At 68.0% G+C, this 22,370-nt stretch carries 26 protein-coding genes; 13 read left to right on the top strand and 13 right to left on the bottom strand.

Going from position 1 to position 22,370, the window contains the following annotated elements; genetic code table 11:
* The first annotated feature begins 52 nt into the window (after positions 1 to 52).
* A complete protein-coding gene (locus LT965_RS14285; RefSeq protein ID WP_232701529.1) occupies positions 53 to 1,597 on the top strand; it encodes a phospholipase D-like domain-containing protein in 1,545 nt (514 codons plus the stop codon).
* Here LT965_RS14285 and han read toward each other — a convergent pair whose 3' ends face one another.
* Positions 1,598 to 3,490, bottom strand: a complete 1,893-nt coding sequence (han, locus tag LT965_RS14280) for a Hef-associated nuclease (RefSeq protein ID WP_232701528.1) — start codon at positions 3,488 to 3,490, stop codon at positions 1,598 to 1,600. It lies immediately after the preceding gene.
* A 99-nt stretch (positions 3,491 to 3,589) separates the two neighbouring features.
* Here han and LT965_RS14275 point away from each other — a divergent pair, with 99 nt between their 5' ends.
* The 3 genes from LT965_RS14275 to LT965_RS14265 all read left to right on the top strand — a co-directional run bounded on the left by LT965_RS14275 (position 3,590) and on the right by LT965_RS14265 (position 4,916).
* Positions 3,590 to 4,072, top strand: coding sequence for a JAB/MPN domain protein-containing protein (locus tag LT965_RS14275; protein ID WP_232701527.1), 483 nt, complete (start codon positions 3,590 to 3,592; stop codon positions 4,070 to 4,072).
* Positions 4,069 to 4,497, top strand: coding sequence for an FAD synthase family protein (locus LT965_RS14270; protein WP_232701526.1), 429 nt, complete (start codon positions 4,069 to 4,071; stop codon positions 4,495 to 4,497). The genes LT965_RS14275 and LT965_RS14270 overlap by 4 nt, the downstream gene beginning before the upstream one ends.
* Before the next feature lie 152 nt (positions 4,498 to 4,649).
* On the top strand, positions 4,650 to 4,916 hold the full coding sequence (locus tag LT965_RS14265; protein WP_232701525.1) for a YgaP family membrane protein: 267 nt from the start codon (positions 4,650 to 4,652) through the stop codon (positions 4,914 to 4,916).
* A gap of 110 nt (positions 4,917 to 5,026) precedes the next feature.
* On the opposite strand, the gene LT965_RS14260 is transcribed toward LT965_RS14265, so the two are convergent.
* The gene (locus LT965_RS14260) at positions 5,027 to 6,217 is read right to left on the bottom strand and encodes an acyl-CoA dehydrogenase family protein (protein WP_232701524.1); all 1,191 of its coding nucleotides are present in this window, start codon (positions 6,215 to 6,217) and stop codon (positions 5,027 to 5,029) included.
* 130 nt (positions 6,218 to 6,347) lie between these two features.
* Between LT965_RS14260 and LT965_RS14255 the strand changes: the two genes are divergently transcribed.
* The 5 genes from LT965_RS14255 (at position 6,348) to LT965_RS14235 (ending at position 12,166) form a co-directional block, all read left to right on the top strand.
* Positions 6,348 to 7,196 (top strand): RIO1 family regulatory kinase/ATPase domain-containing protein, encoded by an 849-nt coding sequence (locus tag LT965_RS14255; RefSeq protein WP_232701523.1) that lies wholly within the window; start codon positions 6,348 to 6,350, stop codon positions 7,194 to 7,196.
* A 418-nt stretch (positions 7,197 to 7,614) separates the two neighbouring features.
* Positions 7,615 to 8,532, top strand: a complete 918-nt coding sequence (locus LT965_RS14250; protein ID WP_232701522.1) for a DUF4397 domain-containing protein — start codon at positions 7,615 to 7,617, stop codon at positions 8,530 to 8,532.
* A 187-nt stretch (positions 8,533 to 8,719) separates the two neighbouring features.
* Complete coding sequence (locus LT965_RS14245) at positions 8,720 to 10,234, top strand: aldehyde dehydrogenase family protein (protein ID WP_232701521.1); 1,515 nt, start codon at positions 8,720 to 8,722, stop codon at positions 10,232 to 10,234.
* A 59-nt stretch (positions 10,235 to 10,293) separates the two neighbouring features.
* Entirely contained in the window at positions 10,294 to 11,253 is a 960-nt protein-coding gene (locus LT965_RS14240; RefSeq protein WP_232701520.1) for an ROK family protein, read from the top strand.
* A gap of 40 nt (positions 11,254 to 11,293) precedes the next feature.
* Positions 11,294 to 12,166 carry an EamA family transporter gene (locus LT965_RS14235; RefSeq protein ID WP_232701519.1) on the top strand — a complete coding sequence of 291 codons (873 nt, stop codon included), beginning with the start codon at positions 11,294 to 11,296 and terminating at the stop codon, positions 12,164 to 12,166.
* Positions 12,167 to 12,442: 276 nt separating this feature from the next.
* Here LT965_RS14235 and LT965_RS14230 read toward each other — a convergent pair whose 3' ends face one another.
* From LT965_RS14230 to LT965_RS14215, 4 genes are read right to left on the bottom strand one after another with little or no spacing between them, the layout of a single operon-like run.
* Positions 12,443 to 13,240, bottom strand: a complete 798-nt coding sequence (locus LT965_RS14230) for a carbon-nitrogen family hydrolase (RefSeq protein ID WP_232701518.1) — start codon at positions 13,238 to 13,240, stop codon at positions 12,443 to 12,445.
* A gap of 1 nt (position 13,241) precedes the next feature.
* A complete protein-coding gene (locus LT965_RS14225; RefSeq protein ID WP_232701517.1) occupies positions 13,242 to 13,655 on the bottom strand; it encodes an SRPBCC family protein in 414 nt (137 codons plus the stop codon).
* Positions 13,656 to 13,701: 46 nt separating this feature from the next.
* Positions 13,702 to 13,929, bottom strand: a complete 228-nt coding sequence (locus LT965_RS14220) for a DUF7123 family protein (RefSeq protein WP_232701516.1) — start codon at positions 13,927 to 13,929, stop codon at positions 13,702 to 13,704.
* Between the two features lie 45 nt (positions 13,930 to 13,974).
* The gene (locus LT965_RS14215; protein WP_232701515.1) at positions 13,975 to 14,160 is read right to left on the bottom strand and encodes a DUF7525 family protein; all 186 of its coding nucleotides are present in this window, start codon (positions 14,158 to 14,160) and stop codon (positions 13,975 to 13,977) included.
* Positions 14,161 to 14,253: 93 nt separating this feature from the next.
* Here LT965_RS14215 and LT965_RS14210 point away from each other — a divergent pair, with 93 nt between their 5' ends.
* Both LT965_RS14210 and LT965_RS14205 read left to right on the top strand, forming a co-directional pair.
* Positions 14,254 to 15,426, top strand: coding sequence for an LEA/WHy family protein (locus LT965_RS14210; RefSeq protein ID WP_232701514.1), 1,173 nt, complete (start codon positions 14,254 to 14,256; stop codon positions 15,424 to 15,426).
* 87 nt (positions 15,427 to 15,513) lie between these two features.
* Entirely contained in the window at positions 15,514 to 15,915 is a 402-nt protein-coding gene (locus LT965_RS14205; protein ID WP_432419319.1) for a DUF7528 family protein, read from the top strand.
* Here the strand turns inward: LT965_RS14205 and LT965_RS14200 are convergent.
* Positions 15,908 to 16,936 (bottom strand): phosphate signaling complex PhoU family protein, encoded by a 1,029-nt coding sequence (locus LT965_RS14200; RefSeq protein WP_232701512.1) that lies wholly within the window; start codon positions 16,934 to 16,936, stop codon positions 15,908 to 15,910. The genes LT965_RS14205 and LT965_RS14200 overlap by 8 nt on opposite strands.
* Positions 16,937 to 17,061: 125 nt before the next feature.
* Here LT965_RS14200 and LT965_RS14195 point away from each other — a divergent pair, with 125 nt between their 5' ends.
* Positions 17,062 to 17,238, top strand: a complete 177-nt coding sequence (locus LT965_RS14195; RefSeq protein ID WP_232701511.1) for a DUF5786 family protein — start codon at positions 17,062 to 17,064, stop codon at positions 17,236 to 17,238.
* Here LT965_RS14195 and LT965_RS14190 read toward each other — a convergent pair.
* The gene (locus LT965_RS14190) at positions 17,235 to 18,305 is read right to left on the bottom strand and encodes an ATP-NAD kinase family protein (protein ID WP_232701510.1); all 1,071 of its coding nucleotides are present in this window, start codon (positions 18,303 to 18,305) and stop codon (positions 17,235 to 17,237) included. The genes LT965_RS14195 and LT965_RS14190 overlap by 4 nt on opposite strands.
* Before the next feature lie 85 nt (positions 18,306 to 18,390).
* Between LT965_RS14190 and LT965_RS14185 the strand changes: the two genes are divergently transcribed.
* On the top strand, positions 18,391 to 18,759 hold the full coding sequence (locus LT965_RS14185; protein WP_232701509.1) for a DUF7522 family protein: 369 nt from the start codon (positions 18,391 to 18,393) through the stop codon (positions 18,757 to 18,759).
* Between the two features lie 168 nt (positions 18,760 to 18,927).
* Here the strand turns inward: LT965_RS14185 and LT965_RS14180 are convergent, their stop codons facing one another.
* From LT965_RS14180 to LT965_RS14160, 5 genes are all read right to left on the bottom strand, one after another.
* Positions 18,928 to 19,611, bottom strand: a complete 684-nt coding sequence (locus LT965_RS14180) for a competence/damage-inducible protein A (RefSeq protein ID WP_232701508.1) — start codon at positions 19,609 to 19,611, stop codon at positions 18,928 to 18,930.
* A 37-nt stretch (positions 19,612 to 19,648) separates the two neighbouring features.
* A complete protein-coding gene (locus tag LT965_RS14175; RefSeq protein ID WP_232701507.1) occupies positions 19,649 to 20,356 on the bottom strand; it encodes a DUF5803 family protein in 708 nt (235 codons plus the stop codon).
* Positions 20,353 to 21,018 carry a DUF2110 family protein gene (locus LT965_RS14170; protein WP_232701506.1) on the bottom strand — a complete coding sequence of 222 codons (666 nt, stop codon included), beginning with the start codon at positions 21,016 to 21,018 and terminating at the stop codon, positions 20,353 to 20,355. Before LT965_RS14170 ends, LT965_RS14175 begins: the two co-directional genes overlap by 4 nt.
* Positions 21,018 to 21,536, bottom strand: coding sequence for a transcription factor (locus LT965_RS14165; RefSeq protein WP_232701505.1), 519 nt, complete (start codon positions 21,534 to 21,536; stop codon positions 21,018 to 21,020). Before LT965_RS14165 ends, LT965_RS14170 begins: the two co-directional genes overlap by 1 nt.
* 225 nt (positions 21,537 to 21,761) lie before the next feature.
* On the bottom strand, positions 21,762 to 22,298 hold the full coding sequence (locus tag LT965_RS14160; protein WP_232701504.1) for a tRNA (cytidine(56)-2'-O)-methyltransferase: 537 nt from the start codon (positions 22,296 to 22,298) through the stop codon (positions 21,762 to 21,764).
* Positions 22,299 to 22,370: the final 72 nt, after the last annotated feature.

Genomic DNA, 22,370 nt, shown 5'->3' with positions numbered 1-22,370 from the left:
TCGCCCCCAGCGACGCGAACGTTCAAGTACGAAGCCGGGACCACCTCCCGCCGTGCTCGTCCGCGTCGCAGTCGCCGCGCTACTCGCGTCGGCCACCCTCACTGCCGTCGCCCCCAACCCCGCCACGAGCGGCGACGCCGGCGAGTTCGTCGCCGTCCGCTTCCCCGACGAGACCGACACGACCGGGTGGGCCCTCGACGACGGCGAGACCACCGCGGCACTACCGAACCGGACGCTGTCCGGCACGGTCGCACTCTCCACCGACCCCGCGGTGGCGAGGAACCGGACTGACCTCCCCGTCGTCGGTCTGGAGGGGGCGCTCTCGCTGTCGAACGGTGGCGAGCGTGTGGAGCTCCAGGCCGGAGGACAGATCGTCGACGCGGTGACCTACCCGGCCGCTCCGGAGGCCGAGCGCTGGGCGGCCGGAGAGTGGACGCCGCTGGGTGCGACCGACTTCCAGCCGCTCACAGTAGAGAACGTCGCCGTCTCCGGGTTCGTACTACCGGACGCACCGGGGCCGCCACAGGCCGTCCTCGAGAGCGCGGACTCGCGGCTCTACCTCGCCGGTTACACGCACACCTCCGAGCGCGTCACCACAGCCCTCGTCGACGCAGCCGAGCGTGGCGTCGACGTTCGCGTGCTCGTCGAGGGCGGACCAGTGGGCGGGATGCCAGCCACTCAGGCGACGCGTCTCGACGCGCTCGGCACAGCGGACGTCGAGGTTCGCGTCCTCGACGGCGAGCGCGCGCGGTACAGCTTCCACCACCCGAAGTACGCGGTCGTCGACGACCGGGCGGTCGTTCTCTCGGAGAACTGGAAGCCCACGGGGACGGGCGGACACGGCAGCCGTAGGTGGGGCGTGACGCTCCGCGACGACCGCGTGGCCACCCACCTCGCCACCGTGTTCCGCGCCGACGCGGCCTGGGCGGACGCGAAACCCTGGAAGGAAGTCCGGCCGAACGTCACGCTCGTCGAAGGCGACCCCGCCACGGCGGCCTACCCCACCAGGTTCGACGAGGTTCGCACGCGAGCCGACAGCGTGCGCGTCCTGCTCGCGCCCGACAACGCCCGGCGGGGCGTCCGCGAACTGCTCGCGTCGGCCGAGGAGTCGCTGCTCGTCGAGCAGGTGCGCGTCGACCCGGACAGCGAGTTCCTGAACTGGACGGTCGACGCCGCCCGGCGGGGCGTCCGCGTCCGGGTGCTGCTCTCGGGCGCGTGGTACAACCGCGAGGAGAACCGCAACGTCACCCGGCGACTCGAACGGGTCGCCGACCGCGAGAACCTCGACCTGCGCGCTCGCCTCGTCGAACCGCGTTCGCGCTTCGAGAAGGTCCACGCCAAGGGCGCCGTCGTCGACGGCGAACGCGTCCTCGTGGGGAGTCTGAACTGGAACGACCACGCCGTCTCCGAGAACCGCGAGGTGAACGTCGTCGTCCGCGACGAACGCGTCGCCCGGCGCTACGAACGGGCGTTCCGCGCGGACTGGCGGGGTGGCGCCTGGCGACTCCCGGTCGGACTCGGGAGTGTGGTCGCGGGAGCGGCGCTGCTCGCCGGCTACTGCGCGCGGAGAATCAGCTTCGAGGGTGACGGCGGGTAGTTACCGCGTCGGCGCGCTGCGGAGTTCCTCGTCGAGTTCGGCCTCGGCCATCTTCTCGATGAGCGCGTCGAGGACCGCCTCGCGCATCCCGGGGACGAAGCGGATGGAGCCGACGACGAGGTGACCGCCGCCGGAGACGCCGGCGCCGGGCAGTTCCTCGTTCAGTTCCTCGACCATCACCGGGATGTCGAGGCGCACGCCGTCCGAGCGCAGCACCGCGAAGTCCGGCCCGTAGCCGATGGTGATGACGGGTTCGCCCGTCTCCTCGACCTTCCGGTCGTGGATCTCGCCCGTCGTCTTGCCGGGCGCGGGGTACGTGAACCGGTGGGCGTGGTTCTCCACGTCGATGCGGTAGAGGTTCGCGCCGTTCGCGACGCGTTCGTGCTCGACGTGGGGCATCGCGGCGTCGAGTTGCTCGTCGACGTCCTCGTCGGCGCGCTCCGCGAGGAACGGCACCAGGTCGCGGTGTCGTTCCTCGTCACCGCCCACGTTCAACACGTCGTTGATGAGGTCCGTACCGGGGTCGTAGCGCAGCATGTACGCCTCGTAGTCGAGGGCTTCGCTGATCTGCTGGAGGAACGTCTCGTCGTAGCCCGCCTCGCGAGCGAGTTCGAGGTAGTCCGTCATCGCCCGCGCCTTCGAGCGGTCCGAGAGTCCGGCGACCGCGGGGACGTGTTCGAGTTCGTCGGTGAGGCCGGGGTAGAGCATCCGGGCGAGTTCGACGCAGAGCATCCCCGTCGTGATGCGGTAGTCCTCGCCGTGGAGGTACGGGTTGACGTGCTCGTCGACGAGCGGGTCGACGGCCTCCGGGTCGGGGTGGTGGTGGTCGACGACGACGATGGGGATGTCGTAGTGGTCGAGGGTCTTGTACGCGGGCGTGTCCTCGGCCGTGCTACCGTTGTCGAGCATCAGCAGGAGCGGGAGCTTCTGGCCGTGGCGCGCGCGGTCCTCCAGTGCGAAGTTGAGGTCGCGGGTGGCGTCCTCCATCTCGTAGTACGGCGCCTTCGACGGGAGGCGTCGGAGGAGGTGGCGGGGTGCGTCGTCGTCCTGGTGGGCGTCCTCGATGAACTTCGTGAGCGCGTACTGGACGGGGACGCTGGCGCACATCCCGTCGCCGTCGGCGTGGTGGCGCATCCGGATGGGACGCCCCTCGAGGACGGCCCGGCGGAGGGTGCGGGCGACGTCGCGGAGGTCCGGGAGCAGCTGTTCGAGCGCCGGCCAGTCGACGAGCGGGTCGACGTCGACGGGTTCGGCCTGGTCTGCGAGCGCCGCGTCGAGGCGACGCGCGATGTCGGTGGCGTCCTCGTCGGTGAGCACGTCGAGTTCGCCGACCTCGATCTGGTAGGTTCCCTCGCGCTCCTCGACGTCGCCCTTCACGTGAACGATGTCGCCGACCTCGACGTCGGGGTGGGCGCGGACGCCGGCCTCCTCGAAGGCCGTACACGGGACCGCACTGGTGTCGTCGCGAACGCGGAAGATGGTCGGGCCGCCGGTCTGCTTGATCTGGACGACTTCGCCCTCGACGTGGACGGTGTCGCCGACGCGCTGGCCGACGATGGCGGCGGCGGTGCGCTCGTAGCTGTGCGCGCGCTCGACGGTCTCGTAGTCGTCCAGGTCGGCGAGTTCGAAGCTCAGGTCGCCGTTCTCGCGGACTTCGGTGAGGTGGACGACGATCTCGTCGCCGACGTCGAAGGACTCGCCGCCGTCGAACGTGGACTCGTGGACGAGCCCGGAGACGTGCTCGGAGATGTCCACGAAGATGCCGTAGTCGACGACGCCGTTGACAGTCGCGTGGTAGTACTCGCCAGTTGATACCTCCTGGGCCGTACAAGAAGAGTGGAGACGGACGACGACCGGGCCGTCGGCCCCGTCGTCGGGAGTAACGTCGTTCATCTTGGGAGCAGGTTCGGCGTCTGCGTTTTTAACTCTTTACAGGTGCGCACGGGCGGCGTTCCGGAAGCCTCAACAGTCGCGGGCACCCACCGTCGCACAATGTTGTTCGGTGGGCGCCCGTCCGTGCTCGGCATCGCCGGGGACACCCTGGAGTTCGCGATGGAGGCCGCCGAGGACTCCCACCCCGACGAGTACCTCGGGCTGCTACGCGCGACGCCGGCCGCGGAGCTCGACGTCGACGAGGACGGCTACGTCGTCACGGACGTGATGATGGTGCCGGGGACGAAGACCAACCCCGTGAGCGCGACGTTCAACTCGAGTCAGGTGCCCAACGACATGCGCACCGTCGGGAGCGTCCACTCCCACCCGAACGGCGTGCTCGCGCCATCGGACGCCGACCGCGCGATGTTCGGCAAGGGCGAGGTCCACGTTATCCTCGGCGCGCCGTACGGTCGCAACTGCTGGCGCGCGTTCGACCACGAGGGCGAACCCCGCAGCCTCGACGTCCTCGACGTCGACCTCCCCGACCCCGAATCGTTCTTCGACTTCACCCAGGAAGATATCGACGAGGAACTCGAATGAGACGCGTCGTCGCACAGGGGACGTTCGACCTGATCCACCCGGGCCACGTCCACTACCTCGAGGACGCCGCGGCGATGGGCGACGAACTCCACGTCATCGTCGCCCGCCGGGAGAACGTCACGCACAAGGACCCGCCGATCCTCCCGAACCGCCAGCGCCGGGACGTCGTCGCCGCCCTCGACGCCGTCGACCACGCCCGCGTCGGCCACCCGACGGACATCTTCGCACCCATCGAGGAGATCGAGCCCGCGGTCATCGCACTGGGCTACGACCAGCACCACGACGCCGACGCTATCGAAGCCGAGCTCGCCGAGCGTGGGGTGGACTGCGAAGTCCGGCGGGCGTCACCCCGTGAACAGCAGTACGAGGGTGAACTGCTCTCCACGGGCACCATCGTCGACCGCATCCTCGAACAGCGCGGCTAGAGCGGTCGTCGCCCGGGACCTGGGGAGGCAGATTCGATCAGGGAACGAACCGGGACAGCACAGGTTTCTGGCCACTATCTGGGTCTACTAGTTTATTCCCTCAGAGCGCCTACACTAGGTGGATTATGAAACTATACCCGTCGACCAAGAACGTGGGCGGCGTCGACCGCCTCCTCAGGCTGATCGTCGGCCCGGCACTCCTAGTCGTTGCGGCGGCCGAGTTGCTCGGGGCGATCGTCCTCGGACCCATCGCGTTCGCCGCGAGCGTCGTCGTCGGCGCGATCCTGACCATCACCGGCCTGACCCAGAAGTGCCCCATGAACCAGCTCATCGGGCTGAACACCTTCAGACGCGAGAAGACCGAGACCGAGACGGAACCGGTCGACGTGGAGCCGGAGTCTCCCGGTCGCATCGCCTGAACGAGCGCTCACCTGCCCCCGCTTTTTCACCGCACGACAACCCGTCTACCAGCGGGTACGGCGGCCGAGTGCTCCGAGCTGGAACCGCCGAGGAGTCGGAGCGACTGGCGTTACAGCCCCAGTTCGCGACCGAGGACGAGGTGCTGGATCTCGCTGGTGCCCTCGCCGATCTCCATGAGCTTCGCGTCGCGGAAGAACCGCTGGGGGGCGAAGTCAGTGGTGTAGCCGTAGCCGCCGAGCGTCTGGACGGCGTCCTCGGCGACCTCGCGGGCGGCCTCGCTGGCGTCGAGTTTCGCGAGTGCAGACTCCTGCGTGACGGACTGGCCGGCGTCGTAGCGGGCCGCTGCCTTGTGGGTCAGCAAGCGGGCGCGCTCGGTCTTGCGGTGCATGTCCACGAGCTTGTTCCGGATGGCGTCGAACTTCGAGATCGGCTGGCCAAACTGCTCGCGTTCGACGGCGTACTCCCTCGCGGCGGTGAACGCGCCCTGGGCGAGTCCCGTCGAGAGCGCGGCGATCGAGATGCGGCCGCCGTCGAGGGTCTTCTTCGTCTGGTCCCAGCCCTCGCCCTCCTCGCCGAGGAGTCGGTCCTCCGGGAGGCGGCAGTCCGAGAGCTGTATCTCGCAGGTCGGGGAGGCGTTCAGCCCCATCTTGTCCCACTCCGTGGTGACCTCGAAGCCGTCGTCGTTGCGCGGGTCGACGATGAACGTCGAGATGCCGTCGTAGCCCGCGCCGGATTCCGTGACGGCCTTCACGAGCACGCTGCCCGCGACGGAGGCGTTCGTGATGAACTGCTTCGTGCCGTTGAGGACGTACTCGTCGCCGTCCTTCTCCGCGGCGACGCCGCTCCGCTCCAAGGCGCCCTGTGCCTCTCGTTTCTCGGCAGTGGTGTCCATGTCGCTGGCGTCGCTCCCGCTGCCGGGTTCGGTGAGCGCCCACGACCCGAGGTACTCGCCCTCCGCGAGCGGGCGGAGCCACTGCTCTTTCTGCTCCTCGGTGCCGAACAGTTCGATGGGCTTGGAGGCCAGCGAGATGTGGGCGGCGTACGAGAGGCCGATGGAGCCCGAGACCCGACCGAGCTCCTCGGTGACCAGCGCGTACATCAGCTGGTCGCCGCCGAGACCGCCGTACTCCTCGCTGACGGGGACGCCCATCATGTCGAGGGCGGCGAGTTCGTCGAACACCTCCTCGGGGAAGCGGTGTTCCTCCTCGATGTCCCACGCGATCGGTTCGATCTCCTCCTGGCAGAACTCCCGAACGGTGTCCCGGATCATCCGGTGCTCGTCGGGAAGGTCGAAGTTCATGTCTCAAAATTTGCCACCGACCGCATAAACACACCGGAACCGCGAGTCGGATTTGGGGGTCCCGGGACCCCATCGGGGAGGGCGTCCGGACTGCCGCCGGACATTTATCCGACCGGTGCGTTTCTCGACTGTGAGCATCCGCCGGTTCGTCAGGGGTACCGTCCCGTGGGACTCGCTGGAGGCGGTCGCCAGGGAGATGGCCGACCGTTACGACGAGCCGACGGTCCGGGTGTCGTTCCTCGACGCGGACAACTGGCTCTCGACGCCCTGCGTGATGAACGACCAGTGGTTCGTGAAGGTCGTCTCGGGGCAGAACGCGCTCGTCCACGCGCTGTTCACCGGCGCCCGGAACCTCGGGGCGTTCTCCAGCGGTCGGGAGGGGTTCTTCGAACCGTTCGACGGCCCGGTGGAGATGGCGGAACACGAACTCGTCGCCACCAGGAAGCTCCGCGGCCTCGGGTTGAACGCGCCGAGACCCCTCGAGGCGTTCGAGGTCGACGGCCTCGGCGTCCTCGTCCTGGAGTACATCCCCGAGTTCACGCCCCTCGACCGGCTCCCGCCCGAGGACGTCGAGCGGTACGCGGCGGACCTCTTCGAGGCACTGGCGCTGATGCACAACAACGACGTCGCCCACGGCGACCTCCGCGGCGAGAACGTCCTGGTCTCCGGCGACGAACTGTACTTCATCGACGCGACGAACGTCGCCGCGGACGGCATCGCGAACGCCCGGGCGTACGACCTCGCGTCGGCGCTCGCGTCGCTCGAACCGATCATCGGCGCCCGCACGGTCGTGAACGTCGCGCTGGACAACTACACGGTCGGGGACGCCGGCGACGTCGAGGGCACCGCCGACGCACTGCTGCGAGCCCAGGACTTCCTCTCGTTCGTCCAGATCCGTCCCGACCACGCGTTCGACGCGGAGGCGCTGGCCGGGGAGATCGAGAAGGCCGCGTCGGCGGACGAGAACGCGACGCGCTGAGTGGCCGCGGGCGCGCCCCCACTCCGGCGGAGACGCATCAGACGGTAGCGTGCACTCGCAGGCAACTCGACCGTACTCCTGTCGTTCACGAGAACTCCGGGCCGTACGCTGGTGTTACTCGACCGTAGGCCAGTCGTGTCGGGCGGTTCAACTCGGCGGCTCGAAACGGGCCGAACCCCTCGAGTGAAGCGGTTCGCTCGGGTTACCGAGCACGCCTGCGAGTAGCCCTCGGACAGTCAGCCGTGTCGAACGCCACTACTCGGACACGTTCTCGGGATGCCAGATTTTGCCCTGCGTTTCTCTCGACTGGTTACAGATAACAAAGAGCGTGTCGTCCGAATCGATAGGTGTGCTGTCAGAACTAACATCCAAGAAGCTGATCGCCGTACTGCTCTCGGTTGCACTGATCGGAGGCACGATGGCGATCGGAGCCGTCGCGCAGACCGGGCAATCGAGTACTCAAGAGACAGACGACGAACAGAACAGTGCGTACCTCCGCGTCGTCCACGCCGCACCCGATGCGCCAGCGGTAGACGTCTCGGTCGACAACGAGACCGTCCTGTCTGACGTGTCGTTCGGTAACGTCAGCGACTACCTCACGCTCGAGTCGGGTACGTACAACGTCACCATCGCCGCGGCCGACGACCCGGACACCGTGGTGTTCGATGGCGAGGTCACGCTCGATCCGGGTTCGGTGACGACCGTGGCTGCCAGCGGCGAGATCAGTGAGGACGCGGAGACGAGCTTCGAGCCCGTCCTCTACAACGACACCGCCATCACGCCGGCAGACGACGAGTCGGCGCTCCGCGTCGTGCACCTCTCGCCCGACGCGCCCGCCGTCGACGTCACGACGGACAACGGGAGCGTCGTGCTCGCCGAGAACGTCAGCTACCAGAACGCCTCGGAGTACATGACCGTCCCCGAGGGCGACTACACCGTCGAGATCCGCGCTGCGTCCGAGGACAACGACGGTGAAGTCGTCACCACGGCCGACGTCTCACTCGAGGGCGGAACGGCCTACTCTGCCATCGCGGCGGGGTACTTGAACCCCGACGACGCACCGGCGGACACGCCGTTCGAAGTGATCCCCGCCGAGGACGCCAGCAAGACGATCCAGCTTCCCTCGGAGTCGAACGAAACGGACGGATCAGACACCACCACCACCACTACTACGACAGAGTCGAACACCACGACCACCACGACAGAGACCACGACAGAGCCGGGCACCACCACGACTGAGTCGAACACTACCGCCACTACAACGACAGAGCCGGGCACCACCACCACCACTACCACGGCAGAGTCGAACACCACCACGACCGAAGCGGGACCATAGGACGGTCAGTACGTGAGAGGGGTCGACACAACCGTCGGCCCCACTCGAGCGCGGCGTCGTCCGAAGTTCCAACGCCACAGTCGAGTGGACCGCCCCCGACCGCCGGGACCGATCGGCGAACGGAGTTGGACGGACACCGTCCATAGAAGGTGTATCTTTTTCACCGTGCCACCCCCACCTTCAGTCGATGACGTACCAACACTACATAGACGGCGAGTGGGTGGAGGGTCACGGCGACGAGACCTTCGTGAGCACCAACCCAGCCAACGGCGAGACGCTCGGCGAGTTCCACCAGGGGACACCCGAGGACGTCGCAGACGCCGCGGCAGCCGCGGACGCAGTCGAGGAGGAGTGGCAGTCGCTCTCGCGCATCAACCGCGCCGAGTACCTCTGGGACATCTACCAGGAACTCAAGGACCGACACCAGGAACTCGGCGAAGTGGTGACCAAGGAGTGCGGCAAGGAGATCAGCGAGGGGAAGGCCGACGTCGCCGAGGCGTGGCACATGGTCGAGTGGGCCGCGGGCGACGCCCGCCACCCGTCCGGTGACGTGGTACCCTCCGAGATCCCGAGCAAAGACGCCTACATGCGCCGCAAACCCCGCGGCGTCGTCGGCTGTATCACGCCGTGGAACTTCCCGGTCGCCATCCCGTTCTGGCACATGGCCGTCGCGCTCGTCGAGGGGAACACGGTCGTCTGGAAGCCCGCCGAGCAGACGCCGTGGTGCGGACAGATCATCGCCGAGATGTTCGAGGACGCCGGCATCCCGGACGGCGTGTTCAACATGGTACAGGGCTTCGGCGACGCCGGTGCGGCCATCGTCGACGACGACCGCGTGGACACCGTGCTGTTCACGGGCTCCGCGGAGGTCGGCCAGGAGGTCGCCCAGAAGGTCGCCGAACAACCCGGCAAGCTCGCCGCCTGCGAGATGGGCGGGAAGAACGGCATCGTCGTCACGGAGAACGCGGACCTCGACATCGCCGTCCACTCCGCCGTGATGTCCTCGTTCAAGACGACCGGGCAGCGCTGTGTCTCCAGCGAGCGCCTCATCGTCCACGAGGACGTCTACGACGAGTTCAAGGAGCGCTACGTCGAGATCGCCGAGAAGATCGCCGTCGGCGACCCGCTCGACGAGGGGACGTTCATGGGTCCCGCAATCGAGCCGGGCCACGTCGAGAAGATCAGCAAGTACAACGAGCTCGCCCGCGAGGAGGCCAAGAACGTGCTCGTCGACCGGACGGAGTTCGACGAGGACGAGATCCCCGCCGGCCACGAGGACGGCAACTGGGTCGGCCCGTTCGTCTACGAGGTCGACTACTCCCCGGACCTCCGCTCCATCAAGGAGGAAGTGTTCGGCCCGCACGTCGCGCTCATCGAGTACTCCGGTGACATCGAGCGCGCCGTCGAGATCCACAACGACACGCCGTACGGCCTCGCCGGCGCGGTCATCAGCGAGGACTACCGCCAGATCAACTACTACCGCGACAACGCGGAGGTCGGCCTCGCGTACGGCAACCTCCCGTGCATCGGCGCGGAGGTCCAGCTGCCGTTCGGCGGCGTGAAGAAGTCCGGTAACGGCTACCCGAGCGCCCGCGAGGTCATCGAGGCCGTCACCGAGCGCACCGCGTGGACGCTGAACAACTCCAAGGACATCGAGATGGCCCAGGGGCTCAGCGCGGACATCAAGATGCAGGACGACTAACGCGGAATCCGCTCCGGGCGGGACTCCGCCCGACCAACCGCACCCGACCAACTGCACTGATGACCTACTACTTCGGTGTCGACGTCGGAGCGACGACGACCCGCTGTCTCGTCACGACTCCCGAACTAGAGCGTGTCGCTCACGTCTCGCGACCGACCGCGCAGGGCCCGACTGCCGACGCGTTCACTGCCGGCATCGACGCGGTCGTCGAGGAGACGTTCGCGGTGAGCGGCGTCGCTCCCGGGGAGGTCGCCGGCGTCGGTATCGCCTCGTTCGGCCCACTCAACGCCGACGCGGGCGTCGTCGCGGAGACGCCGAACCTAGACGCGGACCTGCGGAACGTTCCGCTCCGCGAGACGGTCGCCGGCCACTTCCCCGGGGACACGTCCGTCGCGATGCTGAACGACGCCGTCGCGGGGGCCGTAGCTGAGCACCGCGAGGGCGGTGACGACGCCAACGTGGTCTATCTCACACTGTCCAGCGGCGTGGGCGCCGGCGTGGTCGTCGACGACCAGTTGCTCCGCGGCCGCGGCGGCAACGCGGCCGAGGTGGGACACTTCACCCTCGACCCCGACAGCCAGCGCCGCTGTGGCTGTGGCGGCACCGGCCACTGGGAGGCGTTCGCGAGCGGCGAGAACATCCCCGCCTACGCGCTCGAACTGCGCGACGAGGAGGGTTTCGAGACGGCGCTGCCGACGACGCGGGAGGAACTGTCGGCGGCCGCCGTCTTCGACGCTGCCGGCGAGGACCCACTGGCGACGGAGGTCGTCGACCGCGTCGGTCGGTGGAACGCGCTCGGCGTCGCGAACCTCGTCCACGCGTACGCACCCGACCGGGTCGCCGTCGGCGGGAGCGTCGCGCTCAACAACCCCGACGACGTGGTCGAGCCGATCCGTGAACGGGTGGGCGACCACCTGATGGTCGACGCGCCTGCGATCCACCTGACCGAGTTCGGCGACGACGTCGTCGTCACTGGCGCCGTTCTGGCGGCGGTTCGCGCAGTGAGAGCCGGCGACTGACATCGACTCACTCTTGTGGCCCGGTGGACACGTGCGAGGTGTGCAGACTGGTCTCCTCCTCGCCGTGTCGGCCGCGCTCCTCTTCGGCGTCTACCTCTTCGCAGCGAAGCGCTACTTCGAGCGCTACCCCGCGCCGACGTTCGTGCTGTTGGCGAACCTCGCGGGGCTGGCGTGGTACACGCCGTTCGGGTGGGCGACGATGCCGGCCGCGCCCCTGGGAGAGTTCGACCCGGCGACCTTCACGCTCCTCGTCGGGTCGTCAGTCGCGACGGGGTTCGCGGTGCTCGCGTTCTTCCGGGCGCTCAAACTCGGCGACGTCTCCTACGTCGCGCCCATCAGCAAGATCGTCCCCGTCTTCGTCCTCCCGCTGGAGATACTCCTGCTGGACGAACACATGACGCCGCTCCAGGTCGGCGGCGTCGTCGTCCTCACCGTCGCCATCTACGTGGCGAACTACCAGTCGGGAGCGCTCCTCGACCCGTTCCGGCGCGCGGTAACCACGCCAGCGGCCCGCCTCGCGGTCGCGAGCGCGGCCATCTTCGGTCTCGTGGACGTGAGCAAACGCCTGCTGATGCAGGAACTCGCGGTGCCACCTCAGGTGTACGTCCCGGTGCTGTTGACGACGGTGGCCGCCACGATGGTGCCGTTCGCCCTCCGGGCGTGGCCCAGGGGGAGTCCTCGTGGTGACCTGCGGAAGTGGGTGGGTGTCGGCGTACTCGTCGCCGGCGCGCAGCACCTCACGGCGGTCGCGTTCCAGACGCTCTCCGCGAGCATCGCGTCCCCGCTCGTGAACACGCAGGCCGTCGTCGCGGTGGTGCTCGGCGGGGTGCTGCTGGACGAACCCCGGTTCCGCACGCGCCTCCTCGCGGCCGCGCTCGTGGTCGGCGGCGTCACACTCGTCTCGCTCCCCTGACCGTCGGTTTCCCCCGAGCGTCGAGCGTCAGTGACAGCGCCAGAGCTACGCAGGAAGGAGTACTGACAGCGGCGTCACTGGGAGGCAGAGACGACGAGAGGTGGACGGAGTGTGGCCGCGGGTCCCGGAGCGCGGCCACGGTGGCGGGCGGACGTGGACGCGAGCGCGGAGTTTTCTTCTTGCCGGGTGCGACGAGAAAAGCGTCGTCAACCGGCACGCGGTGATTGGGCGCGACCACACTTAAATTCACGTATCGCGGCCGGACTGCCCCCGACGTCAGCAGCGGCGGTCGCGGAGCGCCGGGAACTCCTCGCGGACCGACGCGGGACGCTCCGGATCGACGTCCGCGTAGACGATGTCCGGGTCGTCGTCCGTGCTCGCCAGCGTCGTCCCCCACGGGTCGTACACCGTCGAGCGCCCCACGAGGCTGGCGTCCGCGAAGTCGCCGCTCCCGTTTACCGCGGCGACGTACGCCAGGTTCTCGACGGCGCGGGCCTTCGGGAGCAACTGCCAGTGCTCGACGCGAGGGTACGGCCACGCCGACGGCACCAGCACGAGGTCGACGCCGTCGTCGACGAGTTCGCGGTAGAGCTCCGGAAACCGGAGGTCGTAGCAGGTCGTGACGCCCACCGTGAACCCGAGGAGGTCCGCCGTCTGGAGGTCCTCGCCCGGCGTGAGCAGTTTCGCCTCCGCGGACTCGTAGCCGAACAGGTGGTGTTTCCGGTAGACGAGGCGGCGCTCGCCGTCGGCGTCGAACAGCACACTGGTGTTCGCCAGCCCCTCCTCGGCGGGGCCGGCAGCCGTCGCCGAGAGGTCCTCGACGATCGACCCTGCGAGGACGGCGACGCCGGCCTCCACGGCGGCGTCGCGGACCGTCTTCAGCGTCTCACCGTCGAGAGACTCCGACCGGCGCTCGTAGCTGTCGAACGCGAAGAAGCCGACGTTGAACAGCTCCGGCAGGCAGACGAGGTCCGCGCCCTCGCCGGCCGCCTCGTAGACGGCGTCCACCGCGCGCTCGACGTTCGCGTCGACGGCCGCGGGTTCGACGTGGAGCTGGGCGAGTGCCAGTCGCATCTCAGCCCTCCGCCTCGAGGGCGATCCGGAGGTCGTCGAGTTCGTCGTCGAGGTTGCGCTTGAAGAACGGTTCGACGCCCGGCACCTTCCCGTCCACGACGAACCGGTTGACGAGCCGGGACCCGCCCTCGCGGTCCTCGATCTCGTGTTCGCCGGTGACGTTGAAGATGCGGGACTTCCCGACGAACCGCACGTACCGCGGGGCCTCGGTCTCGACGTCGCGGGTCTCGACGGGGATCGTGCTCTTGACGACGGGAATCGGGAGCCTCACGTGCCACGTCGTCGTGTCCCCCTCGCGCTCGTAGCTGTCGACGACGCTGATCACGCTCGCACGTTTCTCCGGGTCCGAGATGAACGCCCACACGTCCTCGGGACTCGCCGACAAATCGAACGTCCGTTCGACCCGAACTGTCATAGCTGCACTTCGACTGCCGCCCGCAAAAAGCCGCCGATTACGGGGTTCAGGCGGGTTCGACGCGCCACGTCGTCGACCGCGACCGGCTCCACTTCTCGATGTCGACGTCCTCGGACTTCTCGTCGAGTTCCGACAGCCGCACACCGACCTGTTTCGAGGAGAGGCCGAGGTGGTCCGCGATGTTCTTCGAGCGGAAGTAGCGCTCACCCTTCTCGACGCTCTCCCGGAGGTAGTCGAGGATGCGGCGTTCCTCGTCGGTGTAGTCGTCGCTCATTGGAGGAAAGTTAGACCCGATTGGGTTTAACGGTTTCCGCTTCGGTCACCCCCAGGCGTGGATGGCGGCGACGCACAGCGAGGCGAGCGCCACCGCGGCGCCGAAGCCGAGTGCCGATTCGAACTGTCCTGGCGCGACGAACGTGTAGATGGCGGCAGCGGCGGCCAACAGGCCGAACACGAGGCCGATGCCGACGCCCATGTCTGTCTCCTGAGCGGACCCAGTCGTCATGGGCGGTGATTGCGCCGGGCGTCCCTTAACTCGTTCTACTCGCGACAACCGTCGGCCAACAGGTTTTCACCGCCCCGGTGCACGTGGTCGAGCATGGACGCGCGAGCGTTGCTGTTCGGCAGCAAACTACGGATAGTCGCGACTGTGGTGTTCGGTCTCGGACTGACCGTCGGCGGCGCCTTCCTCGCTGGCGTCGTCGGCGTCCCGAGCGTCGAGCGCATCGACAACCGGTTCGGGGACGTCAACGAGACGGACACCGCCATCGAGACGGACCTCGTGGTGCACAACCCGAACCCGGTCGGAGTCCGGCTGGGTAACATGGACGTGAACTACACGGTGACGATGAACGACGTCGCGATGGCCCAGGGGACCAAGCGGGGCGTCGGTATCGGCACCGGCAACTCGACGGTGAACCTGACGACGTACCTCCAGAACGAGCGCATCCCCGCCTGGTGGACGAGTCACATCCGGAACGGCGAACACACGGACCTCGCCGTCTCCGCGAACGTGAAGTCCGGAACACTCGGCCGGTCGGCGACGTTCCAGCCGGCGACCGAGTCCATCGACACGGACCTCGTCGGCGAGTTCAACTCCAGCGAGGACCGCCCGGTGAACTCGAACATGGCCCTCGTCGACGACCCGGTGGTGGTCATCCGCCAGACGAACGCCTCGTGGGGCACCGTCACCGACAGCGAGACGCCCATCCGCATCGAGTTCGGCGTCTACAACCCGAAGGCGACGCCGGTCGCCATCTCGAACGTCGGCTACGACATCACGATGAACGACGTGCAGATGGGGTCCGGTGAGACCGAGGAGACCGAGACCATCCCGGGGAAGACCTACCGCGTCGTGGAGACGCGGACCGTCATCGACAACGAGCAACTCGACGACTGGTGGGTGAGCCACGTCGAGAACGACCAGACGACGGAGCTCCGCATCGACTTCTACGCGGAGATCGAGCCGCCGGGCACGGACGAGACGTTCCGCGCGGAGCTCGACGAACTGACCCACACGGAGACCATCGAGACGGACTTCTTCGGCACGAAGGGCGACACCGCGTCCGATGACACGGACGACTCGAACAGCACCGAGGACACGACCACCACGACGACCAGCGACGAACAGTCCACGACGACTACGACGACGAGCACGAGTACGACGACAACGACGGAAGAGAACACGACGACTACAGAGGACGACGGCATCCTCGCGCTGGACCCGCTGTTCGCCACCTCGAGTGTCGTGTCACCGACCACCACGCAGTAGACATCTTTTTACGGTCGGAGTCGCTTCCATCGGGTATGCAGCGGAGTACCCAGGCTCCTGATCGAGTTCTCGGATTGTGAACAGTCCATCGCCGCCGAGCCAGACGGCGGCGACATCCGCGTCACCGTGGACGGCGAGGAACTCGCGCTCTCCCGCGAGCACGCCGCCGAACTGCGCGACGCCGTCGGTGACGCACTGACGCGCCGCGAGGAGTTCTTCCGCACTGCCTGTGAGCACCGCGAAGACGGCACGTACGTCGTCGAGCGCCGCGGCGCCGACTCCACGGGCAACTCCACGGTCTTCGACAGTTTCGCGGAAGTCCGGCGACTGTTCGAACGATTACCACCCACCTTCGACGCCGACGCGCTGTCGAGCGCGGGCGTCACGGGGTCCCGACGACACATGCTCGTGCGGCACTTCGCCGAGCACCCGTCGTTCCCGTGTACGCTGTCGTCGAGGAACCCACTGGAGGCGGAGAAAACTAGCTGATTGTGGTGTGGCTGGACTGCTCGTTCAGCCCCAGGTTCGCCGCGATCTCGGCGTTCCGCATCGAGTACTGCGCGGACTGCTGGAGACTCACCAGCACCTCACGGACTTCGAGGAGGTCCGCGTTGTCCATCTCGGGGAGGTCGGCGAGGATGTCGCCTTCGCGGTCGCCGATCTCCGCGAACAGCTTTCGGACTTCGACGGTCGCGTCGTAGTCCCGCGTGACCACGGCGTCGACGGCCTCCGCGGTGATCTCGTCGACCTGGTCGGTGAACTCGCGGATGCGCCGCATCGTCTGCTGGTCGACGTCGAGCGTGTTGCCCTCCGTCTCGAGCACTGTCTCCGCGATGTCCTCGGCGTTGTCCGCGACGAGTTCGAGGTTCTTCGCCACGGAGCGGTAGCCGATGAGCGGGAAGCCGTCGTCGAGGCCGACGGCGCGCGCGAGACTCGGGTTCTGGTAGGCGGTGAAGATGAGCCGGAGCAGGAGGACGAATATCTTGTTCGCCTGGCGCTCGCGGTTGAGCGCGCGCTGGGCGAGGTCCGGGCTGCCGTGGGCGAGCGCCTTCACGGCCTCGCCGCGCATCGTCGAGCCCGTGTTCTCCAGTCGCTCGAGGAGGTTGTCGAGGTCGAAGTCCTCCGGGTCGACCGAACACCGGATGGTGATCCGGGTAGGGGTCTCCTCGACGACGCCGAGTCCCATCAACTGGGTCTCGGCCTTGTACACCGCGTTGATGTGTTCGGACTCGAGGGCGTCCTCGCTCTCGACGTGGATGATGCGACGGCCGAGGACGTACTGGCCGACGATGGCGCGCTCGACGGCGCCGGCGTCGAAGTTCTCCGCGTGGATGGTGGCCTCCGTCTCCTCGCCGTGGGCGGACTCGGGCGTGACGGTGAGCGACCCCTTCCCGCTCTCGCGGACGGTCACCTCGTCGCCCTTCTCGACGTTCTGCTTGCGCGCCCACTCCGCCGGCAACGTCATCGCGAGCGTCGACGGACCGAGTCGCTGGACTTTCCGGGTCTCCATACCGGGACCGACGACTGGAACGACCTTAGTCTTACCTCCCGAACCTATATTGACCTTAAGGTGGCTGCGCGGAGCGGCGGTACCGTCGGGACCCTTATTCGTGCGGAGTCCATTGGACTATCTGTATGGGTTTTGGTAGCTACGACGAGTCCGAGCAGGGGAGCCAGGACACGGAGATCGACGAAGACGCCACAGTTACCCGCGAGAACGACCACGACGGCGACGTGAACTTCGACTCAGGTGCCGACAGCGACGAACTCATCGACCGCCTCCAGTCGATGAAGAGCGACGAGGACGCCTAGACGACCTTCACCATCCGTTCCTCGAAGCGACCAGTTCTCACCTTCGTCCAGCCACGCAGCGACTCGTCCACCTCGTCGTCGCCGGTGTCCACGCGGAGCACGCCCGTCTCGTCGAGTTTCCGGGGTGAGGCCACGACGCGCACCTCGCTCCGTCGGATGACGGCGGGCGAGATCTGGTGGTTGCCGCGCCCGAAGACGAACCCCTGACCGCCGATGGGCGAGACGAAGACGACGTTCTCCTCGCCAAGCGCGTCCAGGAGCTCCCGTTCGCTGCCGTCCCGGACGACGAGTTCGCCGTCCCGGTAGACGTCCACGCCGAGGGGCGACCCGTCGACGCCGAGTTCGTCGGCGATGGTGCCGACGGTCCCGCCCGGACCCAGAACGTACGTGACACCCGGTCTGACGTCGGCCGCGGCCCCCTCCGCGAGTGCGGCGGTGCTCCCGGAGTGGACCTGCTTGGCGGACTGGAGGTCCTCGGCCACCGGCACCTCGACGACGCCAGTGAGGCGCGTTCGGACCTCGCCGCCGCGGTAGGCGTCCTCGTCGATGTCGCTGACCTCCCGGCGCTCCGTCGAGTCGAACGTCGCCGCGACCCGACCGGCGGCCGCCGGCGTCACCGCGAACACCGACGAGTACACCTTCACGCCAGCGGGGACGCCCAGCACCGGCACCGCCGCCGCGTCGAGTTCGGCGAGCGCCTCGGCGACGTCAGTCGCAGTGCCGTCGCCACCGACGAACAGAATCAGGTCGGCGCCACGTCCGACGTACTCCCGTACCGCTGCCCAGGTGTCCGCGGCCGTCGTCTCCTCCTCGCTCGCCTGACCGACAACCACGGGGTCGAAGCCTGCTTCACGGGCCGCGTGCTCGCCCATCTCGCCACCGTACGCGAGCAGTTCTGTGTCGGGCGCGCGCTCGTAGAGAACCGCCAGCGCCTCCCGCGCGCGGTCGGGGGCCCGTGGCTCCGCGCCCCGCTCGCGGGCCTCAGCGACCTTCCCGTCGGTCCCTTTCAGGCCGACGCGACCGCCCATCCCCGCGATCGGGTTCACGACGACGCCCACAGTTCGCATAGCCGACGTTGGGCGCGCCCGCACGAAAAGGCGCGTGGTTCCGACTCCCCAACGATGATGTGAACTCCGTGGGACGGTGTAGACGATGACAGAGGCACGGAGCTCACTCGTGGACTCGCTCCACGAGCATGTCGACGACAGTCTACGCATCGTCGGCTACCACGGGGGCAACTCGTGGACGGTCGACTACGTGCGGGAGGACCTGCAGGGGACGTACGAGACGGACGTCGTCGACGAGATCGCGGACGACCTGCTGTTGAACGTCGTCGCCAACGAGCGACAGGAGACGCTGTACGAACTCGGCGACATGCGGGCGACAGTCCGACTGTTCGACCAGGGCTTCGTCGTCCACGTGCCGCTGGGCCAGCGCGACGGCTGTCTCGTCTCGGTGGACGACGACGCGGACGTGCGGGGCCGGGAGCTTGTCGAACTCGTCCGCCGGGTCGAGGCGTGACGCTGGCCGCCCAGACGCGAGCGAAACGTTAAGGGCGGGCCCCCGGGAATCCAGGGGTATGTACACGCTGCTGAGTGCTGCGGAGGAGACGGTGTTACCGATAAACGAGGTCGGCTGGGCGGTCACCATCGTCGGCCTGCTGCTGGCGGTCGTGTGGGCGGCCTACATCTACCGCTGAACGCGGTCCTCGAACCACGTCGCCGCCTCGTGGGCGATGTCGGGGTCCTCGTGCTGAATCTTCACCCGCACCTCGTCACCCGGATAGCTCCCGACGGTGACGTCGTAGCGGTCGCGCAGGTCCTGGACCGCCGAGAGCAGCGAACTCTCCGGCGCGTCCACGGTGACGAACTCGACGTGGGTTCCCGGGCCGCTGAACTCCTCGGCGACGGCGTCGAACATCGCCTGCATCTCGACGGGGACGCCCGGCAGGACGTAGACGTTCTCGACGACGGCCCCCGGCGCGACGCCAACCGAGTTCTCCAGCAGTCGCGCGCCGGCCGGGAGGTGCGTCGTGCCCTCGGTGAGGTCGGCGTACTCGTAGCTGCCGTGGTCCTCGAAGTAGGCGATGGCGTCCGGGTGTTCGGCGAGTTCCCGGTCGAACGCGGCGGCCACTGCGTCCATCGTCACGTCGTCGTGGGTCGGGCCGACGCCGCCGGTGACGAGGACGGCGTCGTAGGTCGCCGCGAGCCGCGAGACCTCCGTACTGATGGCGTCCACATCGTCGGGGACGACGACGACTCGTTCGACGCTCGCACCGCGTTCCGTCAGTCGCGTCGCGAGCCACGTCGCGTTCGTGTTCTCCGTGTCACCCGCGAGGAGTTCGTCACCGACGGTGATCAGCGCCACCTGCATGGCTCGGCGTACGCACCCCCAGCGGAAAAAGCCGACTCTACTCGTCCAACTCGAGACCGCTCTGCTCGCGTTCGTCCTCGAGGCGACGGATGCGGATGCGGTAGTAGACGACGCCAGCCACGGCGACCGCGGCGAGCACGCCGACGACGCCGCCGAACAGCAGCAGGTCCTGCTGGAGGTAGAACTTCGAGTTGACGGTGCCGCCGTCCAGGGACTCCCAGTGGACGTGGACGCGGTCGTCCTCGATGGTCTTCTCGTAGCCGGCCGGTTCGACGACGCCGAACACCGGGAAGGACACGCGCATCCCCGGCGGGAGCACGAGTTCGTGGGACCCCTCGGCGATGACGGGCACGGTCAGCGACCGGTCGCCGGCGTTACCCGTGTACGCGAACGTCCCGTTGGCCGCGGGGAACTCGACGACTGTCCGGGAGTCCCGGGTCGAGACGTCGATCGCGTCGGCGCCGACCACGGTGCCGTTCGCGTACTGGAACTGCACCGCGGAGACGTACACCGGGTTCCGGCCGCCGAACCCGCCCTGCTGGGAGAGTCGTACCTCGCTCTCGTCGACGTCCGCGACCATCCGGTACTGGCCGTTGTTCACGGTGATGGTGACGTTGACGTCCCGGTCCCAGTCGTACTCGGCCTCCTGGGAGAGGTCCTCGTCGCTTGGGGCCGGCGGTCCGCCGAGACAGCCGGCGCCGAAGACGAGGACGGCGAGTCCGACGGCCGCCAGCAGTCGCCTCATGGAACGACGCAGAGCAGTTCCGAACGCAGGTGTTCGCCGACCGCGGCGAGCAGCCCCGGTGGGTCCGTTCCCTCCTTGCAGACGACGCTCTGTTCGAGCAGCCCGAGTCGTTCGACGGTGACTATGTCGCGGGCGTGGCCTGCGCGGTTGACGGTCGCGCGCACCTCGCCGCGGGTCGCGCTGTTGACGTTCAACCGGCCGGTGCCACGCGTCCACTCGAAGAGGCGGTCGTGTTCGGCCTCCGCGAGCGACGACGGCTCACCGTACGTGAACCGGAGCGGGACGTGCTGGACGAGGCCGAAGCGTTCCCGTATCTGGGCGGGCGCGCCCGGGCCGAGTCCGATCTCCCCGGTGGGGATGCGGATCTCCTGGCCCGCGTCGAGGACGAAGCCCTCGTCGTCCCAGGATTCGAGCGTGCCGACGTACGTCTCGCCGGCCTCGAACTCGTCGGTGATCTCGCCCCACGTCTCGACGAGGACGTTGCGCGCGGCCACCTCGTCGGGGCCGTCGAGGGTGACCGTCGGGAAGTCGTCGTGACGCACGCCGAGGTCGACATCCACGTCGAGGTCCCCGACGTCGTTCTGGACGAGCGAGCGGAGGCCGTCCATCGCTCGTTCGCGTGCGTCGCCCTCGACGTACAGCTTCGTTGCGAGGACGACCATCAGGCCTTCACGCCGAGTTCCGAGCGGAGGTTCTCGATGCGTTCGTCCATCGCGTCGACGAGGTGCGTGTTCTCCATCGCCTCGACGGGCGACCCGCACTCGGGACACTCGAAGCCGAGGTCCATCGCCTCGCCGAACTCGAAGCGGATCGAACAGACCTCACAGAGGTAGAACTCGTTCTGTAGCTCGTACTCGCGGCGTTCGACGAGCGCGCCCAGCAGGCGGTCCATCTCCTCGCGGAGGTTCTCCGGGACGTTCTCGTACTCGAACGTCCAGAGGTAGGTGAGCCAGCCGGAGTCCTCGTCGCGCACCCGTCGGTACGTCGCCAGGTCGTTCTCGTAGAGGATGAACAGCGCGCGCCGCACGTCGTTCAGCTCCAGGCCGAGTCGCTCGGCCAACTCCTCGTCGGTCACTTCGCCGTCCGGGGGCGCCGCGGCCACGGGCATCCCCTTCGGGCCGACCAGCTCGTGGAGGTACTTCTGCACCACGGGCTCGTCCAGCAGGTCCTCAAAAGCCATTGCATGAAACGGGGTTCGCGCCGCCATTAAGTCTTGTCACTCCAGTCCAGTGTGGAGCGCCACTGGACTGCGCCCGGAAGAGTGTACGCGGCGGTTCTACGGAGCGACCACCGGTGTTACGCACCGCCCACGAGCGAGGTGTGGGCGTCGCTCCGCGAGACGAGTTCGTGGAGGCCTCGAAGACGGCGTTCCGGGCGCGGGGTCGACGCTGCTACCCGCGCGGCGCTAATCGAGGTCCTCGACGCGCTTCCCGCAGGCCTGGGGGATCACGCGTCGGTCGGCGTCCTCGTAGGTCCGTTCGAGTTCCCGCCCGTCGAAGAGCCGGTCGAGGAACACCGCGAGGCCGGCCACCTCCGAGTGTGGCTGGTTCGTGACACCGACGTTCCAGTCGGCGTGCTCGTACACGTCGAAGGGGACCTTCTCGCCACCGACGACGACGAGCAGCGGGTCGCTCCGGTGAGCGTCGCGGATCTCGCTCTCGACGTCCTGGACGGGTTCGCCGTACATCGTGAGGTGGACGACCGACCCCGTCCAGTTGCGGATGGTGGCGTCGAGTTCGTCGGTGAGTTCGACGTCGAAGGGGCCGCCGAACCGGTCGGTGATGTCCGCGACCGTCTCCTCGGACTGGCCGGCGTTGCCCGGGAGGACGACGCGGTCGGCGCCGAGTGCTCGGGCCGTGAGGCCGACGTGGGTGGTCATGCGGTCGTCGCGGCCCGGCCGGTGGCCGTACCTGAGCACCGTGACCGCTTGTTCGCCCTGCATATCGCCACGGAGTCACCCCGTCGGGGTACGCGTTTCGGATAGAGACCGCGAGGACGGCTACCGGTGGACTGC

Source organism: Halobacterium wangiae, assembly GCF_021249345.1.
GTDB lineage: Archaea > Halobacteriota > Halobacteria > Halobacteriales > Halobacteriaceae > Halobacterium > Halobacterium wangiae.
Note: the sequence above shows the minus strand (reverse complement) of the source record. Positions and strands in the feature narration are given on the sequence as shown.

Bases quoted from the DNA above. Each gene is read 5' to 3' on its own strand.
- LT965_RS14270 (WP_232701526.1), top strand. From the start codon at position 4,069: ATGAGACGCGTCGTCGCACAGGGGACGTTCGACCTGATCCACCCGGGC.
- LT965_RS14210 (WP_232701514.1), top strand. From the start codon at position 14,254: ATGGACGCGCGAGCGTTGCTGTTCGGCAGCAAACTACGGATAGTCGCG.
- LT965_RS14170 (WP_232701506.1), bottom strand. From the start codon at position 21,018: ATGGTCGTCCTCGCAACGAAGCTGTACGTCGAGGGCGACGCACGCGAA.
- LT965_RS14230 (WP_232701518.1), bottom strand. From the start codon at position 13,240: ATGCGACTGGCACTCGCCCAGCTCCACGTCGAACCCGCGGCCGTCGAC.
- LT965_RS14245 (WP_232701521.1), top strand. From the start codon at position 8,720: ATGACGTACCAACACTACATAGACGGCGAGTGGGTGGAGGGTCACGGC.
- LT965_RS14215 (WP_232701515.1), bottom strand. From the start codon at position 14,160: ATGACGACTGGGTCCGCTCAGGAGACAGACATGGGCGTCGGCATCGGC.
- LT965_RS14275 (WP_232701527.1), top strand. From the start codon at position 3,590: ATGTTGTTCGGTGGGCGCCCGTCCGTGCTCGGCATCGCCGGGGACACC.
- LT965_RS14200 (WP_232701512.1), bottom strand. From the start codon at position 16,936: ATGGAGACCCGGAAAGTCCAGCGACTCGGTCCGTCGACGCTCGCGATG.
- LT965_RS14260 (WP_232701524.1), bottom strand. From the start codon at position 6,217: ATGAACTTCGACCTTCCCGACGAGCACCGGATGATCCGGGACACCGTT.
- LT965_RS14220 (WP_232701516.1), bottom strand. From the start codon at position 13,929: ATGAGCGACGACTACACCGACGAGGAACGCCGCATCCTCGACTACCTC.
- LT965_RS14225 (WP_232701517.1), bottom strand. From the start codon at position 13,655: ATGACAGTTCGGGTCGAACGGACGTTCGATTTGTCGGCGAGTCCCGAG.
- LT965_RS14185 (WP_232701509.1), top strand. From the start codon at position 18,391: ATGACAGAGGCACGGAGCTCACTCGTGGACTCGCTCCACGAGCATGTC.
- han (WP_232701528.1), bottom strand. From the start codon at position 3,490: ATGAACGACGTTACTCCCGACGACGGGGCCGACGGCCCGGTCGTCGTC.
- LT965_RS14250 (WP_232701522.1), top strand. From the start codon at position 7,615: ATGGCGATCGGAGCCGTCGCGCAGACCGGGCAATCGAGTACTCAAGAG.
- LT965_RS14195 (WP_232701511.1), top strand. From the start codon at position 17,062: ATGGGTTTTGGTAGCTACGACGAGTCCGAGCAGGGGAGCCAGGACACG.
- LT965_RS14240 (WP_232701520.1), top strand. From the start codon at position 10,294: ATGACCTACTACTTCGGTGTCGACGTCGGAGCGACGACGACCCGCTGT.
- LT965_RS14175 (WP_232701507.1), bottom strand. From the start codon at position 20,356: ATGAGGCGACTGCTGGCGGCCGTCGGACTCGCCGTCCTCGTCTTCGGC.
- LT965_RS14190 (WP_232701510.1), bottom strand. From the start codon at position 18,305: ATGCGAACTGTGGGCGTCGTCGTGAACCCGATCGCGGGGATGGGCGGT.
- LT965_RS14160 (WP_232701504.1), bottom strand. From the start codon at position 22,298: ATGCAGGGCGAACAAGCGGTCACGGTGCTCAGGTACGGCCACCGGCCG.
- LT965_RS14180 (WP_232701508.1), bottom strand. From the start codon at position 19,611: ATGCAGGTGGCGCTGATCACCGTCGGTGACGAACTCCTCGCGGGTGAC.
- LT965_RS14165 (WP_232701505.1), bottom strand. From the start codon at position 21,536: ATGGCTTTTGAGGACCTGCTGGACGAGCCCGTGGTGCAGAAGTACCTC.